This is a genomic window from Rhizobium grahamii CCGE 502, assembly GCF_000298315.2.
In the GTDB taxonomy this organism is placed as follows: Bacteria; Pseudomonadota; Alphaproteobacteria; order Rhizobiales; family Rhizobiaceae; genus Rhizobium; species Rhizobium grahamii.
On record NZ_AEYE02000011.1, the window covers coordinates 128,868 to 144,332 of the forward strand.

Genomic DNA, 15,465 nt, shown 5'->3' on the forward strand with positions numbered 1-15,465 from the left:
TTCAAATGGCGCGCTGATTTCAGCGCAAGGGTCGGATTTGGAGTGAGAATCTTGGCGATACGGCATGGTGTATTGGGTGGTGGGCTCTTCGGTATCTCAACTGCGGTCGCGCTAATGTGGTTCACCGGCGCCCCACCACTGGCGTCGGATTGCAGCAGCATGCCGGTGGCTGGAATCGACTGGAGGGAGTGCACCAAGAAAAATCTCATGTTGCAGGGGAGCGACTTTCAGGGCGCCAACCTTGCTGACGCCGATCTCAGCCTGACCAATCTCAGCGGGACCAATTTGTCCTCCGCGAATTTCGAGAAAGCAACGCTGGTGCGGGCTTGGTTCACAGGGGCACAAGCCGGCAAGGCGAACTTCTCGAAGATCGAGGCCTATCGCTCCGGCTTCGAAAATGTCTCTGCAGAAGGGGCGTCGTTCGCGGGGGCAGAACTGCAACGCTCGAATTTCGGTGGTGCCAAGCTCAGCGGTGCAAATTTCGAGAAGGCCGAACTTAGCCGCGCCAGCTTCGCCAAGGCCGTTCTCACCGGTACCAACTTTTCTCTCGCTAACCTGTCGCGCGCCGATCTGAGTGGGGCAACTCTTGAAGGACCGGCAGCGTTCGATCGCGCCTTTATGTTTCTGACGCGAATCGAAGGACTTGATTTGTCTGCCGCGACCGGTCTCGAGCAGGCTCAAATCGATCTTGCCTGCGGCGATGCGAAGACGAAGTTGCCTGCCGGACTTTCCGCTCCGGCGAGTTGGCCCTGCGAATCCGATTGATTGTGCAGGTGTAGCGCAGCTAGTTGTGCGTCACATCCTTGGCTTCTATTGTCGCTTTTTTCACCGAGAGCCTTGATTTTCCGCGGAAGGGGGGGTAAGGGCACCCGCATTCCACACGTAAGGCATGGGATTGTCCGGGAGAAATCCGGATGGTTCCGCCGGTGGCGTCCTCGAAGAGGGTGCTGTTAGCCTTGCGGAGGTTCAACCGGAAAAGGATAACAAGGCATGGCATTGCCCGATTTTTCTATGCGCCAGCTCCTCGAAGCAGGCGTCCACTTCGGCCACCAGACGCACCGCTGGAACCCGAAGATGAAGCCGTACATTTTCGGCGATCGCAACAACATCCACATCATCGATCTGGCTCAGACCGTTCCGATGCTGTCTCGCGCCCTGCAGGTTGTCTCCGACACCGTTGCTCGTGGCGGCCGCGTTCTCTTCGTCGGTACCAAGCGCCAGGCTTCCGAGCTCATCGCTGACTCGGCCAAGCGCTCCGCTCAGTACTACGTCAACTCGCGTTGGCTCGGCGGCATGATGACCAACTGGAAGACGATCTCCAACTCGATCCAGCGCCTGCGCAAGCTCGACGAGATCCTGTCTTCGGAACAGTCCGGCTACAACAAGAAAGAGCGCCTGAACCTCGAGCGCGAGCGCGAAAAGCTTGACAAGGCTCTCGGTGGTATCAAGGACATGGGCGGCACGCCGGACCTGATGTTCATCATTGACACCAACAAGGAAAAGATCGCGATCGACGAAGCCAAGCGCCTCGGCATCCCGGTTGTCGCAATCATCGACTCGAACTGCGACCCGGATCTGATCGACTATCCGATCCCCGGCAACGACGACGCTTCGCGCGCCATCGCCCTCTACTGCGACCTGATCGCTCGTGCCGCTATCGACGGTATCGCTCGCCAGCAGAGCTCGTCGGGCCGCGACCTCGGCGCATCGATCGAAGCTCCGGTTGAGCCGGCGCTCGAAGGCGAAGCCGAAGCCTGATAAAAGAAGCAGGCGGATCGAGAGGTTCGCCATGCTTTCCAGAGATTGGGAAAGGCCGCTCGCGACTCTCAGAAGTTCGGCGGCCTTGACCGTTTCAGGCGAGGGAAGTCAGTCCTTCGCCATACAAGTTTCGTTATGACGCGTCATTCATCACGCTGTCATACATACAGGTACATTTCGTGCCTCAATCCGGTGCCGCACCGCCTTTCGCGGGCCACCGTTTGAACCGACAAGAGGAAGCTTATGACCGAGATTACGGCTGCACTGGTGAAGGAACTGCGCGAGAAGTCCGGCGCAGGCATGATGGACTGCAAGAAGGCGCTGCTGGAAAACAACGGCGACATCGAAGCATCGATCGACTGGCTCCGCGCAAAGGGCATCTCTAAGGCCGACAAGAAGGCTGGTCGCGCTGCTGCTGAAGGCCTGATCGCCATCGCTGGCGCCGGCCACAAGGCTGTTGTCGTCGAGCTTAATTCGGAAACCGACTTCGTTGCCCGTAACGACGCCTTCCAGGATCTGGTTCGCGGCATCGCCAACGTTGCCCTGTCCACCGACGGCACGGTTGAAGCCATTGCTGCTGCGACCTACCCGGCATCCGGCAAGCCGGTCGCCGACACCATCAAGGACGCGATCGCAACCATCGGCGAAAACATGACGCTCCGTCGCGCTGCCAAGCTCGAAGTCGAGCACGGCGTTGTCGCGACCTACATCCACAACGCTGCTGGCGACGGCATCGGCAAGCTCGGCGTTCTGGTTGCGCTGAAGTCGGAAGGCGACAAGGCCGTCCTGACCTCGATCGGCCGCCAGGTTGCCATGCACATCGCTGCGACCAACCCGCTGGCGATCCGCGCTGAAGAAGTAGACGCTGCTGTTGCCGAGCGCGAACGCAACGTCTTCATCGAGCAGGCTCGCGAATCCGGCAAGCCGGAAGCCATCATCGAAAAGATGGTCGACGGCCGCATGCGCAAGTTCTTCGAAGAAGTTGCTCTGCTCTCGCAGGCTTTCGTCATCAACCCCGACCTGACGGTTGGTGCTGCTGTTGAAGCAGCTGCCAAGGAAGCCGGCGCCAAGATCGAAGTCGTCGGCATGGCCCGTCTTCTGCTCGGCGAAGGCGTCGAGAAGGAAGAGAGCGATTTCGCCGCTGAAGTGGCTGCTGTCGCCAAGGGCTGATCGTCCTATATATGTGAAAACCGAAGGGCATCGCGTGACAACGCGGTGCCCTTCGTGTATCCGGCACACAGCGGTAAAATACGAGGAGCCACGATGTCGTCAGAGCCTGTCTACAAACGCGTTCTACTCAAGGCTTCCGGCGAAGCCCTCATGGGCAGCCAGGGATTTGGAATTGATGTAGCGGTCGCAGACCGCATCGCGGCTGACATAGCCGAAGCGCGGCAGATGGGTGTGGAAGTCGGCGTCGTCGTCGGCGGCGGTAACATCTTCCGCGGTGTCGCAGTTGCCTCCAAGGGAGGCGATCGCGTTACCGGCGACCACATGGGGATGCTCGCGACCGTCATCAACGCACTGGCGCTGGCAACGTCGCTGCGCAAACTGAACATCGATACCGTGGTGCTCTCAGCCATTGCCATGCCCGAAATCTGCGAGAGCTTCTCGCAGCGTGCAACCCTTTATCATTTGTCGCTCGGTCGCGTCGTGATCTTCGCTGGCGGCACGGGCAACCCGTTCTTCACGACGGACTCGGCAGCAGCACTGCGCGCCGCCGAAATGGGCGCGGAAGCGATCTTCAAGGGGACACAGGTCGATGGTATCTATTCGGCTGACCCGAAAAAGGATCCTGAGGCGACACGTTTCAACCATCTGACGCACAAGGAAGTCCTCGACAAGGGACTTGCGGTCATGGACGTTGCAGCCGTCGCTCTGGCGCGCGAGAATTCAATTCCAATCATCGTTTTCTCGATCCACGAGAAGGGTGGTTTTGCTGAAATCCTCAAGGGCGGTGGCCTCAAGACCGTCGTCTCTGATAACTGATTGGGTGGGCGGCTCGTTTGCCGCAGCTTCTACCAAGACGGGAGCAATGAAATGAGTGAAGGCATCGACATCAAGGAACTCAAGCGCCGCATGGATGGTGCGATTTCCGCGTTCAAGCACGATATCGCATCGCTGCGCACCGGCCGCGCCTCGGCCAACATTCTCGACCCCGTCATGGTCGAGGCCTATGGTTCGCGCGTACCGCTGAATCAGGTGGCAAACGTGACCGTTCCAGAGCCGCGTATGCTTGGCATCTCCGTCTGGGACAAGTCGATGGTCAACGCCGTCGATCGCGCGATCCGCGAGGCCAACCTCGGCCTCAATCCGATTATCGACGGCCAGAACCTGCGCATCCCGCTGCCGGAACTGAACGAGGAGCGCCGCAAGTCGCTGGTGAAGGTCGCCCACGACTATGCCGAGAAAAGCAAGGTTGCGATTCGCCACGTCCGTCGCGATGGCATGGACGGCCTTAAGAAAGCCGAAAAGGACGGTGTGATTGGCCAGGATGAAAGCCGGGCGCAGTCGGATCGTGTGCAGAAGATGACCGACGAGACGATTTCTGAGGTCGACCGCTTGCTTGGCGACAAGGAAAAGGAAATCATGCAGGTTTGAGGCGCGCTGCGGTTGCGCCTTGCTGCAAGAACCGGACGGGAAATGTCGGAACGAACATTTTTGACTGTGCCAGAACACGTTGCCATCATCATGGACGGCAACGGCCGATGGGCAAAGCAGCGCGGACTTCCGCGAACGATGGGGCATCGAAAGGGCGTGGACGCCGTGCGCGAGACGGTTCGTGCAGCTGGCGACGTGGGGATCAAATACCTCACGCTCTTCGCTTTCTCCTCGGAGAATTGGCGCCGCCCGGAAACGGAAGTGTCCGATCTGCTCGGCCTGCTGAAGGCCTTCATTCGCCGCGACCTTGCGGAGCTTCATCGCCAGAACGTGCGCGTGAAGGTGATCGGCGACCGATATAGCCTGAAGAGCGATATTCTCAATCTTCTCGTGGACGCTGAAGAGACGACGAAGTCGAACACCGCGCTCACCCTCGTTATCGCATTCAACTATGGGTCGCGCGACGAGATTGCGCGTGCGATGGTTAGCCTTGCGCATGACGTCGAGGCGGGGCGGCTGAGAGCGCAGGACATATCTCCGGCGTTGATCAACGCGCGGCTCGACACGGCAGGCATCCCGGATCCAGACCTGATCATTCGCACGAGCGGCGAAGAGCGCCTTTCCAACTTCCTCCTTTGGCAGGCCGCTTATTCGGAGTTCATTTTCGTTCCGGAATATTGGCCCGACTTCAGCCGGGATATCTTCTATTCAGCACTGGAGACCTTCGCGTCGCGCGACCGTCGGTTTGGCGGACTGGTGGCGCAGACTGCTGCGGCAGTGGGCACCTGATGCAGCAGGAGCTGAAGCTACGCATCGTCTCCGGCGTGATACTTGCCGTTCTCGTGCTGCTCGCCACCTGGTACGGTGGCGTCGCTTTTAGCTTGCTGTCGGCGTTGATCGGACTGCTCATCTATTATGAATGGTCGACGATCACGAGGCTCGCGACGGAGCAGCCGATTGCCAACGCCATCGGTTGGTTAGGGCAGGCGGCGATCGCGGTGGCCGTCGTCGCGGGTACACTCGGATACTCTCTAATTTTCCTTGCGCTGTTTTTTTTGATTGCTGTCGGCTTCGTGTTTGTGTCCGGCGTATCGCGCTGGTTTCCTACGGGCATCGTGTATGCCGGCCTTACGGGAATTGCACTCTCGAGCATCCGCGGTGCCGATAGTGTCGGGCTTTTCGCGATGCTCTTCGTATTCGCAGTGGTGTGGTCGACCGACATTCTTGCCTATTTCGTCGGGCGCGCCATCGGTGGTCCGAAGCTGGCACCGAAGATATCCCCCGGAAAGACATGGTCCGGCGCCATCGGCGGCGCCGTCTCCGCTGTGATCGCCGGCAGCCTGGTTGCCTATTTTGCCTTTCCGCAAAGCGTCGTCCTCGCAGCGTCGATCGCCTTCATACTGTCGGTCTGCAGCCAGAGTGGCGATCTCTTCGAATCCTTCATCAAGCGCCGCTTCGGCGTCAAGGATTCGAGCCATCTGATCCCTGGGCACGGCGGCGTCATGGATCGCGTCGACGGGCTCATTTTCGCCTGCTTTGCGGCGTTCTTGCTAGCTGGGCTTTTTTCGCTGATAAAGGGCGGCGAAATGACGTCGCTCGGTGCAGCCCTGTTCGGCGTATAATGTCTGCAAAGGCTGGCGGAAAAATCAGATGCTTGGCTTGACCGGTATACTCGCGTTCCTAACGGGCTACATCGTGCCCTTCGTCCTCGTATTGTCGTTGCTCGTCTTCGTGCACGAGATGGGACATTATCTTGTCGGGCGCTGGAGCGGCATCCGGATATTGGCGTTCTCCATTGGCTTCGGCCCGGAATTGATCGGCTTCACCGACAGGCATGGAACGCGCTGGAAGCTCTCACTGATACCGCTCGGCGGCTACGTGCGGTTCTTCGGCGATGAGGACGTGTCGAGCAAGCCCGATGACGACAAGCTGGCGGGAATGTCGGAAGAAGACAGAGCGCGGTCTTTCGCCGGCGCCAAGTTGTGGAAGCGGGCAGCGACGGTTGCCGCCGGCCCGATTGCGAACTTCATCCTGGCGATTGCGATTTTCGCGGTTCTTTTTTCGATCTACGGCCGGTCGGTTGCCGATCCGGTCGTTGCAGAGGTTAAGGCCGGCAGTGCCGCTGCCGAAGCCGGTGTGGTGCCAGGTGACCTGCTGATCGCTATCGATGGCGCGAAGGTCGAAACCTTTGATGATGTTCGGCGCTACGTCAGCATTCGACCCGAGCAGCGGATCGTCGTGACGATCGAGCGCAACGGCGAGAAGCTGGATGTGCCGATGGTGCCGGCCCGGACCGACATGACCGATCAATTCGGCAATAAGATCGAGATCGGCCTGATTGGTATCGTCACCAACCAGGAGGTCGGCCACTTCCGGGTGCAGACCTACTCGCCGCTGGAGGCCGTCAAGGAGGGCACGATCCAGACCTGGCACATCGTAACCGGCACCTTCAAGTATATCGGCAATCTCATTTCGGGATACATGAAGCCTGACCAACTCGGCGGACCCATCCGTGTCGCCCAGGCTTCCGGCCAGATGGCGACCTTGGGCGTTGCAGCTTTGCTGCAGCTCGCCGCTGTCTTGTCGGTTTCCATCGGATTACTGAACTTGATGCCGGTTCCGGTACTTGATGGTGGTCATTTGATGTTCTATGCGATTGAAGCGGTGAGGGGAAAACCGTTGGGTTCGTCTGCCCAGGACATTGCGTTCCGCATTGGCTTGGCGATGGTTTTGAGCTTGATGGTTTTTGCCACCTGGAACGATATAAGCGCTTTGATTGGTTGATTGCCGGACGAGGGAAAATTACCGTTTATTTACGATGTTTCAAAGGTGTAGTGGCGAATGCGTCACGCTTTGAAATGAAGTAAACAGAAATTAACTTGCTCCCTTGCTTGTATGACAAAAGCGGGTAAAACGACACACGTGGCCGGAATCGGGGGACGCCTGACGCCGGGGACGAGAAAAAAGGTAATGGGTGAAATGAAGGCTGGTTCAAGATTTTTGAACGCAGTATCGGCGGTTGCGCTGTCTGCAGGTATTGTTGCTTCGGGGGCAGGTGCAACGGTTTTCGTCTCGGCAACGACGGCAGAAGCTGCAGTTATTCAGCGTGTGGATGTACGCGGCGCCAGCCGTGTCGGTGCTGAGGCCGTTCGCTCAAACCTCACCATCCAGCCTGGCAAGAGCTTCTCTAATACCGATATCGATGACTCGGTGAAGCAACTCTACGACACCGGCTATTTCTCCGACGTCAAGATTTCCGTCTCGGGTAGCACGCTTGTCGTTACCGTCGAGGAAGCTCAGCTCGTCAATCAAGTCGTCTTCAACGGCAACCGCAAGATCAAGGACGACAAGCTCGCGGCTGTCGTAAAGACGCATGCCGCTGGCCCTTACAATGAGGCGCAGATCCAGTCGGATATTCAGGCGATCAAGGACGCGTACGCCGCGACGGGTCGCAGTGAAGTTCAGGTAACCACGCAGGTCGTTCCCCTCGGCGAAGGACGCGTGAACTTGGCTTTCGTCGTCGACGAAGGTGACCGCACCAAGATTGCTGCCATTAATTTCGTAGGCAACAACGCCTATAGCTCCGGCCGTCTCTCCTCAGTCATCGCGACGAAGCGCTCGAACTTTCTGTCTTTCCTGACCCGCAAGGACGTTTACAGCGAAGACAAGCTTCATGCGGACGAAGAGGCGCTGCGCCAGTTCTACTACAACCGCGGCTACGCTGACTTCCGTATCATATCTTCCGACGCGGCTTTCGACGAGGCAACGAACAAGTACACGCTGACCTTCAATATTGAAGAAGGCCCTCGGTATGATTTCGGTGCCGTATCCGTGCAGTCGACGGTCCCGGGTATCGATTCCAACCAGCTTCAGGGGCTCGTCCGGACACACGAAGGTCAGGTCTACAGCGCCAAGGAAGTGCAGAAGTCCATGGAGGCAATCTCCGATCAGGTCGCTTCCGCCGGATATCCATTTGCCCGCGTCACACCGCGCGGCAATCGTGATCTGGGCAACAACACGATCGGTGTCGAATACCTGGTTGACCAGGGTGAACGCGCCTATGTCGAGCGCATCGAAATCCGCGGCAACAGCCGCACACGTGACTTCGTCATCCGTCGCGAGTTCGACATGAGCGAAGGCGATGCCTTCAATCAGCAGATGATCACCAGGGCCAAGCGCCGTCTCGAAGCTCTCGGCTATTTCTCGTCGGTCAACATCTCGACGCAGCCGGGCAGTTCGCCGGATCGCGTTGTCGTCGTCGTTGACGTCCAGGACCAGGCGACCGGCTCGTTCGGCATCGGCGCAGGTTACGCTGCCGGCGGTGATGGCCTTCTTCTCGAAGCCTCGGTTGAGGAAAAGAACTTCCTCGGTCGTGGTCAGTACATCAAGGTTAGTGCCGGTGGTGGCCAGGAAGGTTCGCAGACTTACGGCTTGAACTTCACTGAGCCGTACTTCCTGGGCTATCGTTTGGCGGTTGGTTTCGACCTCAACCACAGCGAGACGTCGAGCAACGATAACTATGACTACGAGGAAAACAGCGGTGTTCTCCGTGCTACGGCGCCGATCACCGAAGACCTCGCGACGACGTTCCGCTATAACTACAAGCAGATGAAGTACGATCCGTCGGGTTCGCTGAGCAATTTGTCTGCGCCGTATCAGAACCTCGTCGAAAATAGCCCGTGGGTGAAGTCGTCCGTTTCCCAGACGCTGACCTACAATACGCTTGATGACATGACGCTGCCTCGCGAAGGCATCTATGCAAGCGTTACACAGGAAATTGCCGGCCTCGGCGGCGACTCGCAGTTCTACAAGATCTACGGCAAGGCACGCTATTTCCACCTGCTCGCTGACGATGCCGACATCATCGGGTCGCTTACCGGCTCGGCGGGCTATGTTGTCGGCTTTGACAAGAACCTCAACGTCTTTGACCAGTTCACGCTGACCAACGGCGATATCAGAGGCTTTGAAAACAAGGGTATCGGCCCGCGCATTGCCGGCTCCAACGACGATCCGCTCGGCGGCACGACCTACTTTACCGTGTCGGCTGAAGCGACGTTCCCGCTGCCGTTGGTCCCGCGTGACTTCGGCTTGCGTGGCGCCTTGTTTGCCGATGCCGGTACACTGTTCGGCAATGATGTCGACCCGCTTGGTGATACCGTCAACGGCGAAGATGCATCGCTGCGCGCGTCCGTTGGCGTTGGTCTCATGTGGGCGTCGCCATTTGGTACGCTGCGCGTCGACTACGCTATTCCGGTCGCCAAGGAAGACTTTGACAAGACGCAGCACTTCAAGTTTGGCATAAACAATCAATTCTGATATCGGCAGTCCGGAACCGTAAAACCGAATTCCGTTCTGGAGATTTGCCGATGGAGCAAAATGGCTTTTTTCTGCCCCATGATGGCGTGAAACTCTCGGAGTTGGCGCAGTATCTTGGGGCAGAGCTTGCTGACCCCAAGGACGCAGATGTTGTGATACGCTCCGTTTCGCCCGTAAGCCGGGCGAAGGCGGGTGACATCTGTTATATCATGTCGAAGAGGAGCAAGGACGAGCTCGCGACGTGCGCGGCATCTGCTGTGCTTTGCACCGCCGGCTTGCGGTCGTTGGTGCCCGATCATCTGCCTGTCTTGATTTCGAAGAATGCCCATGCCGCCTTTGCAATGGCGGGTGGCTATCTCTACCCGAAGGCACTTCGGCCGGAGGCGCTGTTGTCCGAAGGCTCCGGCATCTCGGATCGTGCAGTTGTCGACAAGACGGCGCGTCTGGAAGGCCAGGTTTCGATCGAGCCATTCGCGGTCATCGGCGCACATGCCGAAATCGGAGAGGGCACGCATATCGGAGCCGGCGTGATCATCGGGCCAAACGTTAAGATCGGCCGTAATTGCACGATCGCCGCCGGCGCAAGCGTGCTTTGCGCGCTCGTGGGCAACGGCGTGATCATTCACAATGGCGCGCGCATTGGCCAGGATGGCTTCGGCTATGCTCCGGGCCCACGCGGAATGATCAAGATCGTTCAGGTCGGCCGGGTCATCATTCAGGATCATGTGGAGATCGGCGCCAATACGACGATTGATCGCGGTGCCATGGATGATACCGTCATCGGCGAAGGCACAAAGATCGACAATCAGGTCCAGATTGGTCACAACTGCCGAATTGGGCGTCATTGCGCCATCGTTTCGCAGGTCGGCATCGCTGGTAGCACGGTTCTCGGCGATGGCGTACAGATCGGCGGACAGGCTGGACTGAACGGGCATATCAAGATCGGTGACGGAGTGCAGATCGCCGCGAAGAGCGGCGTGGTCGGCGACATACCTGCCGGCGAGCGTTACGGTGGTGTGCCGGCGCGTCCCATCAACGATTTTCTGCGAGAGACCGCAGCGATTTTGGCCCGGTCGACCGGCAGCAAGAAAACGGGAGAAAAGAATGACTGAAGAAGCAAAGACTTCGCTCTCTTCGGCAGACATCATGGAGATCATGAAGCTGCTGCCGCATCGTTATCCGTTCCTGCTGGTGGATCGGATCATCAATATCGACAGTGACGAGTCCGCGATCGGCATCAAGAACGTGACCGCAAACGAACCGCATTTTACCGGTCACTTTCCGGAGTCTCCGATCATGCCGGGTGTCCTGCTCATCGAGGGTATGGCACAGACAGCCGGTGCGATCTGCGCCAAGAAGCAGGGGGAGACCGGGAACCTGGTCTACTTCATGACGATTGACAACGCGCGCTTCCGCAAGCCGGTCGTTCCCGGCGACCGCGTCGAATATCACGTGAAGAAACAGAAGCAGCGCGGTAATATCTGGAAGTTCCACTGCGATGCGAAGGTTGATGGAGCGCTCGTCGCCGAAGCCGACATTGGGGCGATGATCGTTCACAAGGATCAGGCATGAGCAGGATAGCAGCCAGCGCCAAGATTCACGCCATGGCGGTCGTCGAAGACGGCGCTGTGATCGGCGAGAACGTCAAGATCGGTCCCTTTTGCTACGTTGGACCGAATGTCACGCTGGGTGATAACGTAGAGTTGCTTGCGCATTCTGTCGTATCGGGCCGCACGACGCTCGGAAGCGGGTGCCGCATTTTCCCAATGGCCGTGATCGGCGGGGATCCTCAGAGCGTTCACCACGGTGGCGAAGAAACGACCCTGACCGTCGGCGACAACTGCACCTTCCGCGAAGGTGTCACGGTCAATACGGGTACTGCTGATTTCGGTAGCCAGACGATTGTGGGCAACAACAACCTCTTCCTGGCGAATTCGCATATCGCCCATGATTGCCGGGTTGGAAACAACGTCATTATGTCCAACAACGTCATGCTCGCCGGCCACGTAACGATCGAAGATCGCGTCATTCTCGGTGGCGGCTGCGCCGTGCACCAGTTCACGCGCGTCGGTCGACAGGCATTTGTGGGTGGGCTTTCCGCGGTTAGCTACGACGTCATCCCGTATGGGATGTTGAATGGCAATCCGGGCCTTTTGAGCGGCTTGAATGTCGTCGGTATGACCCGCGCCGGCATTGACCGCGCGACGATTCACACAGTGCGCCGCGCCTACAAGGCGATCTTCGAAGGCGATAATTCGATCCGGGACAATGCCGCCGCAATCCGCGACGAGTATGCTGGTTGCGAGCAGGTCGTTCAAATTCTTGACTTCATCGCTGCCGAAAGCGACCGCGCTCTTTCCTCTCCGACCAGGGGACAGAAGGGGTGATGCTTGGCTCTCGCGGGTGACATGGCAAAAGGCCGCCTTGCAATCATCGCAGGCAGCGGTCTTCTGCCGTCCTATGTTGCTACGGCCGCGCGCCAGGCAGGTGAAGATCCCTTCATTATCGCCCTGAAAGATGAAGCGGACCGCTCCTGGGATGGCTTTGATCACGCGGTGATCGGCGTCGGTGATTTCGCTGCTCTTAGTCGGATATTCGCGAGCAACGGCGTAGATCGAGTCGTCATGTCGGGAGGCGTGCGCCGGCGTCCGGAGTGGCGTGAGGTCCGCCCGACGCTGAAAACGATCGTGAAATTGCCGTCGACGATCCGCACGCTGCTCGCCGGTGGCGACGATGCCGTATTGCGCATGGTCATTACCTTGATCGAGGGGAACGGACGCCGCGTCGTCGGCGCGCATGAGATCGCACCACACCTCCTTGCAACCGTCGGTCCGTTGGGCGCAGTGCGACCGGGACCTGATGATCGAAGAGATATCGCGCGCGCCGCGGAAGCGGCCGATGCGCTTGGCAGGCTGGATGTCGGGCAAGGGGCGGTTTCAGTTGGCGGCCGCATCGTTGCGCTCGAGGGCGTCGAAGGCACGGACAGCATGCTGGACCGTGTCGCTGACCTGCGATCGGCCGGGCGTATTTCTGCGCGCCGCCGCGGCGTATTGGTTAAACTCTGCAAACCTCAGCAAGATATCCGCGCGGATCTGCCATCGATTGGCATTTCGACGATCGAGAACCTGAAAAAGGCGGGCCTGGCGGGCGTTGCTGTCGAGGCGGGTCGCTCGCTCATCCTGGAGCGTGACGCTGTCATCAAGGCTGCTGATGATGCCGGTATTTTCGTGTGCGGACTGGATAGAGGCTTGCCATCCTGGGGGTTAGCGTGAGCGATGCGTCGCTGAAAGTTGCCATCGTTGTTGGAGAGGTCTCGGGTGACCTTCTGGCCGCGGACCTGATCGCCGCCCTGAAACGACAGTTTCCGGGCGGTGTGGATCTCGTCGGCGTTGGCGGCGAGGGGCTCGAGACGCAGGGTCTGCGCTCGCTTTTCGATTTCTCCGAACTGCAAGTGATGGGCATCACCCAGGTGCTCTCGACGTTGCCAAGGCTCGTTCGGCGTATTGGCGAGACGGCGTCGGCAATCATCGCCGCAAAACCCGATGTGCTCGTTATCGTCGACAGTCCCGATTTCACGCATAGGGTTGCAAAGCGGGTGCGCACGGCGCTGCCCGGCTTGCCTGTTGTCAATTATGTTTGCCCGAGTGTTTGGGCATGGAAGGAATATCGCGCACAGCGCATGCTCGCTTATGTCGATCATGTGCTCGCTGTCTTGCCGTTCGAGCCTGAGGTGATGCGCAAACTGGGCGGGCCGCCGACGACCTATGTTGGCCACCGCCTGACGGCCGACCCAAACCTGTTGGACGCCCGACGCCGGCGTGCGCAGACAAAGCCGCGGACACGGACCGACCGCAAGACAGTGATGTTGCTGCCAGGCTCGCGCTCAAGCGAGATTACCAAGCTGCTGCCCCACTTTGGCGACGCCGTCACCGAGTTGGTGGCGCGCAACGGTGAGATGCGTTTCGTCTTGCCGACGATGCCGCGCCGCGAGGCCATGATCCGTGAATTCGTCAAGGACTGGACGACGAAGCCGGAGATCGTGACCGGCGCCGAGGCGAAGTGGCAGGCGTTCACCGAAGCGGATGCCGCCATGGCGGCGTCTGGGACCGTCGTGCTTGAGCTGGCGCTGACCGGCGTTCCATGTGTTTCGGCGTATAAGACGGACTGGATCATCAAGCTCATGACCAGCAAGATCAAAACCTGGAGCGCGGCCCTTCCGAACCTGATCGCCGATTACGCCGTTGTGCCCGAGTATATCAACGACGTGGTGCGAGGCGGCAGCTTTGCGCGCTGGATGGAGAAGCTGTCGGTGGACACCTTGCCACGGCAGGCGATGATGGAAGGGTTTGACGTTCTCTGGCAAAGAATGCAGACCGAAAAGCCGCCGGGGGAACATGCAGCCGAAATCGTCCTCAATGTCCTTCAAAAGAAAAAGCCCGGCCATTCCTGACCGGGCTTCTTTGCTATCTGTGATCGCTGATTAGCGCTTGGAAACAGGCACGTAATCGCGTTGCGGCTCACCGACATAGAGCTGACGCGGGCGACCGATGCGCTGTTCCGGATCTTCGATCATTTCGTTCCACTGGGCAATCCAGCCGACCGTACGGGCGAGGGCAAACAGCACGGTGAACATGGTCGTGGGGAAGCCCAGAGCCTTCAGCGTGATGCCGGAGTAGAAGTCGATGTTCGGATAGAGCTTCTTCTCGATGAAGTACTCGTCAGTCAGTGCAATGCGCTCGAGCTCCATCGCCACTTCGAGCAGCGGATCGTCCTTAACGCCCAGCTCGCCGAGAACTTCATGCGTCGTCTTCTGCATGATCTTGGCGCGCGGATCGTAGTTCTTGTAGACGCGGTGACCGAAGCCCATCAGGCGGAACGGATCGTTCTTGTCCTTGGCGCGGGCGATGTATTCCGGAATGCGGTCAACGGTGCCGATTTCAGTCAGCATGTTCAGCGCTGCTTCGTTGGCGCCGCCGTGAGCCGGGCCCCAGAGGCATGCAATGCCGGCTGCGATGCAGGCAAACGGGTTCGCGCCCGACGAGCCGGCAAGGCGGACGGTCGAGGTCGAGGCGTTCTGCTCGTGGTCGGCGTGCAGGATGAAGATGCGATCCATGGCGCGCGACAGCACCGGATTGACCACATACTCCTCGCACGGAACGGCAAAGCACATGCGCAGGAAGTTCGAGGCGTAGTCGAGATCGTTCTTCGGGTAAACGAAGGGCTGGCCGATGTGATACTTGTAGGCCATGGCGGCGAGTGTCGGCATCTTCGCGATCATGCGCAGGCTTGCCACCATGCGCTGATGCGGATCCGTGATGTCGGTCGAGTCATGGTAGAAGGCGGACAGCGCGCCGACACAGCCGCACATGACAGCCATCGGATGCGCATCGCGGCGGAAGCCCGTAAAGAAGCGGCTCATCTGTTCGTGCACCATCGTGTGATGCGTGACGCGATAGTCGAAATCCTTCTTCTGGGCAGCGGTCGGCAGTTCGCCGTAGAGAAGCAGATAGCAGACCTCGAGGAAGTCGCCGTGCTCGGCAAGCTGCTCGATCGGATAGCCGCGATGCAATAGCACACCGGCGTCGCCGTCGATGTAGGTGATTTTCGATTCACAGGATGCGGTCGAGGTGAAACCAGGATCGTAAGTGAAGGAAGCCGTGTTCTTGTAGAGGGCGCCGATATCGATGACATCAGGACCGATCGTGCCGCTCTTGACGGCGAGATCGACTGATTTGTCACCGATTTTCAGTGTTGCGCTTTGTTCCGTCATTCTGATCCTCCAAACTGGCGGGT

General features: G+C 59.0%; 15 protein-coding genes. 14 read left to right on the forward strand and 1 reads right to left on the reverse strand.

The features are described from left to right. Positions 1 to 114 precede the first annotated feature (114 nt). From RGCCGE502_RS08885 to lpxB, 14 genes are all read left to right on the forward strand, one after another. Positions 115 to 765: a pentapeptide repeat-containing protein gene (locus RGCCGE502_RS08885; protein WP_244441683.1), complete on the forward strand. Its 651-nt coding sequence runs from the start codon at positions 115 to 117 to the stop codon at positions 763 to 765. Positions 766 to 990: 225 nt separating this feature from the next. Next, a complete protein-coding gene (gene rpsB / locus RGCCGE502_RS08890) occupies positions 991 to 1,758 on the forward strand; it encodes a 30S ribosomal protein S2 (RefSeq protein ID WP_016553822.1) in 768 nt (255 codons plus the stop codon). Between the two features lie 243 nt (positions 1,759 to 2,001). Then, entirely contained in the window at positions 2,002 to 2,928 is a 927-nt protein-coding gene (gene tsf / locus RGCCGE502_RS08895; protein WP_016553823.1) for a translation elongation factor Ts, read from the forward strand. 93 nt (positions 2,929 to 3,021) lie between these two features. After that, entirely contained in the window at positions 3,022 to 3,744 is a 723-nt protein-coding gene (gene pyrH / locus RGCCGE502_RS08900) for a UMP kinase (RefSeq protein WP_016553824.1), read from the forward strand. Between the two features lie 51 nt (positions 3,745 to 3,795). Beyond that, complete coding sequence (frr, locus tag RGCCGE502_RS08905) at positions 3,796 to 4,356, forward strand: ribosome recycling factor (protein WP_016553825.1); 561 nt, start codon at positions 3,796 to 3,798, stop codon at positions 4,354 to 4,356. Positions 4,357 to 4,398: 42 nt separating this feature from the next. Beyond that, positions 4,399 to 5,145 (forward strand): isoprenyl transferase, encoded by a 747-nt coding sequence (locus RGCCGE502_RS08910; protein ID WP_016553826.1) that lies wholly within the window; start codon positions 4,399 to 4,401, stop codon positions 5,143 to 5,145. Beyond that, positions 5,145 to 5,978 carry a phosphatidate cytidylyltransferase gene (locus RGCCGE502_RS08915; protein WP_016553827.1) on the forward strand — a complete coding sequence of 278 codons (834 nt, stop codon included), beginning with the start codon at positions 5,145 to 5,147 and terminating at the stop codon, positions 5,976 to 5,978. Before RGCCGE502_RS08910 ends, RGCCGE502_RS08915 begins: the two co-directional genes overlap by 1 nt. Positions 5,979 to 6,006: 28 nt before the next feature. Continuing rightward, entirely contained in the window at positions 6,007 to 7,140 is a 1,134-nt protein-coding gene (gene rseP / locus RGCCGE502_RS08920; protein WP_016553828.1) for an RIP metalloprotease RseP, read from the forward strand. A 195-nt stretch (positions 7,141 to 7,335) separates the two neighbouring features. Beyond that, the gene (bamA, locus tag RGCCGE502_RS08925; protein WP_016553829.1) at positions 7,336 to 9,672 is read left to right on the forward strand and encodes an outer membrane protein assembly factor BamA; all 2,337 of its coding nucleotides are present in this window, start codon (positions 7,336 to 7,338) and stop codon (positions 9,670 to 9,672) included. A 50-nt stretch (positions 9,673 to 9,722) separates the two neighbouring features. Further along, the gene (lpxD, locus tag RGCCGE502_RS08930) at positions 9,723 to 10,784 is read left to right on the forward strand and encodes a UDP-3-O-(3-hydroxymyristoyl)glucosamine N-acyltransferase (protein WP_016553830.1); all 1,062 of its coding nucleotides are present in this window, start codon (positions 9,723 to 9,725) and stop codon (positions 10,782 to 10,784) included. Beyond that, on the forward strand, positions 10,777 to 11,244 hold the full coding sequence (gene fabZ, locus RGCCGE502_RS08935; RefSeq protein WP_016553831.1) for a 3-hydroxyacyl-ACP dehydratase FabZ: 468 nt from the start codon (positions 10,777 to 10,779) through the stop codon (positions 11,242 to 11,244). Before lpxD ends, fabZ begins: the two co-directional genes overlap by 8 nt. After that, complete coding sequence (lpxA, locus tag RGCCGE502_RS08940; RefSeq protein WP_016553832.1) at positions 11,241 to 12,059, forward strand: acyl-ACP--UDP-N-acetylglucosamine O-acyltransferase; 819 nt, start codon at positions 11,241 to 11,243, stop codon at positions 12,057 to 12,059. Before fabZ ends, lpxA begins: the two co-directional genes overlap by 4 nt. A 3-nt stretch (positions 12,060 to 12,062) precedes the next feature. Further along, complete coding sequence (locus RGCCGE502_RS08945) at positions 12,063 to 12,944, forward strand: LpxI family protein (RefSeq protein WP_016553833.1); 882 nt, start codon at positions 12,063 to 12,065, stop codon at positions 12,942 to 12,944. Then, positions 12,941 to 14,122: a lipid-A-disaccharide synthase gene (lpxB, locus tag RGCCGE502_RS08950; RefSeq protein ID WP_016553834.1), complete on the forward strand. Its 1,182-nt coding sequence runs from the start codon at positions 12,941 to 12,943 to the stop codon at positions 14,120 to 14,122. Before RGCCGE502_RS08945 ends, lpxB begins: the two co-directional genes overlap by 4 nt. A 30-nt stretch (positions 14,123 to 14,152) precedes the next feature. Here lpxB and gltA read toward each other — a convergent pair whose 3' ends face one another. Continuing rightward, a complete protein-coding gene (gltA, locus tag RGCCGE502_RS08955) occupies positions 14,153 to 15,442 on the reverse strand; it encodes a citrate synthase (protein WP_016553835.1) in 1,290 nt (429 codons plus the stop codon). Positions 15,443 to 15,465 lie beyond the last annotated feature (23 nt).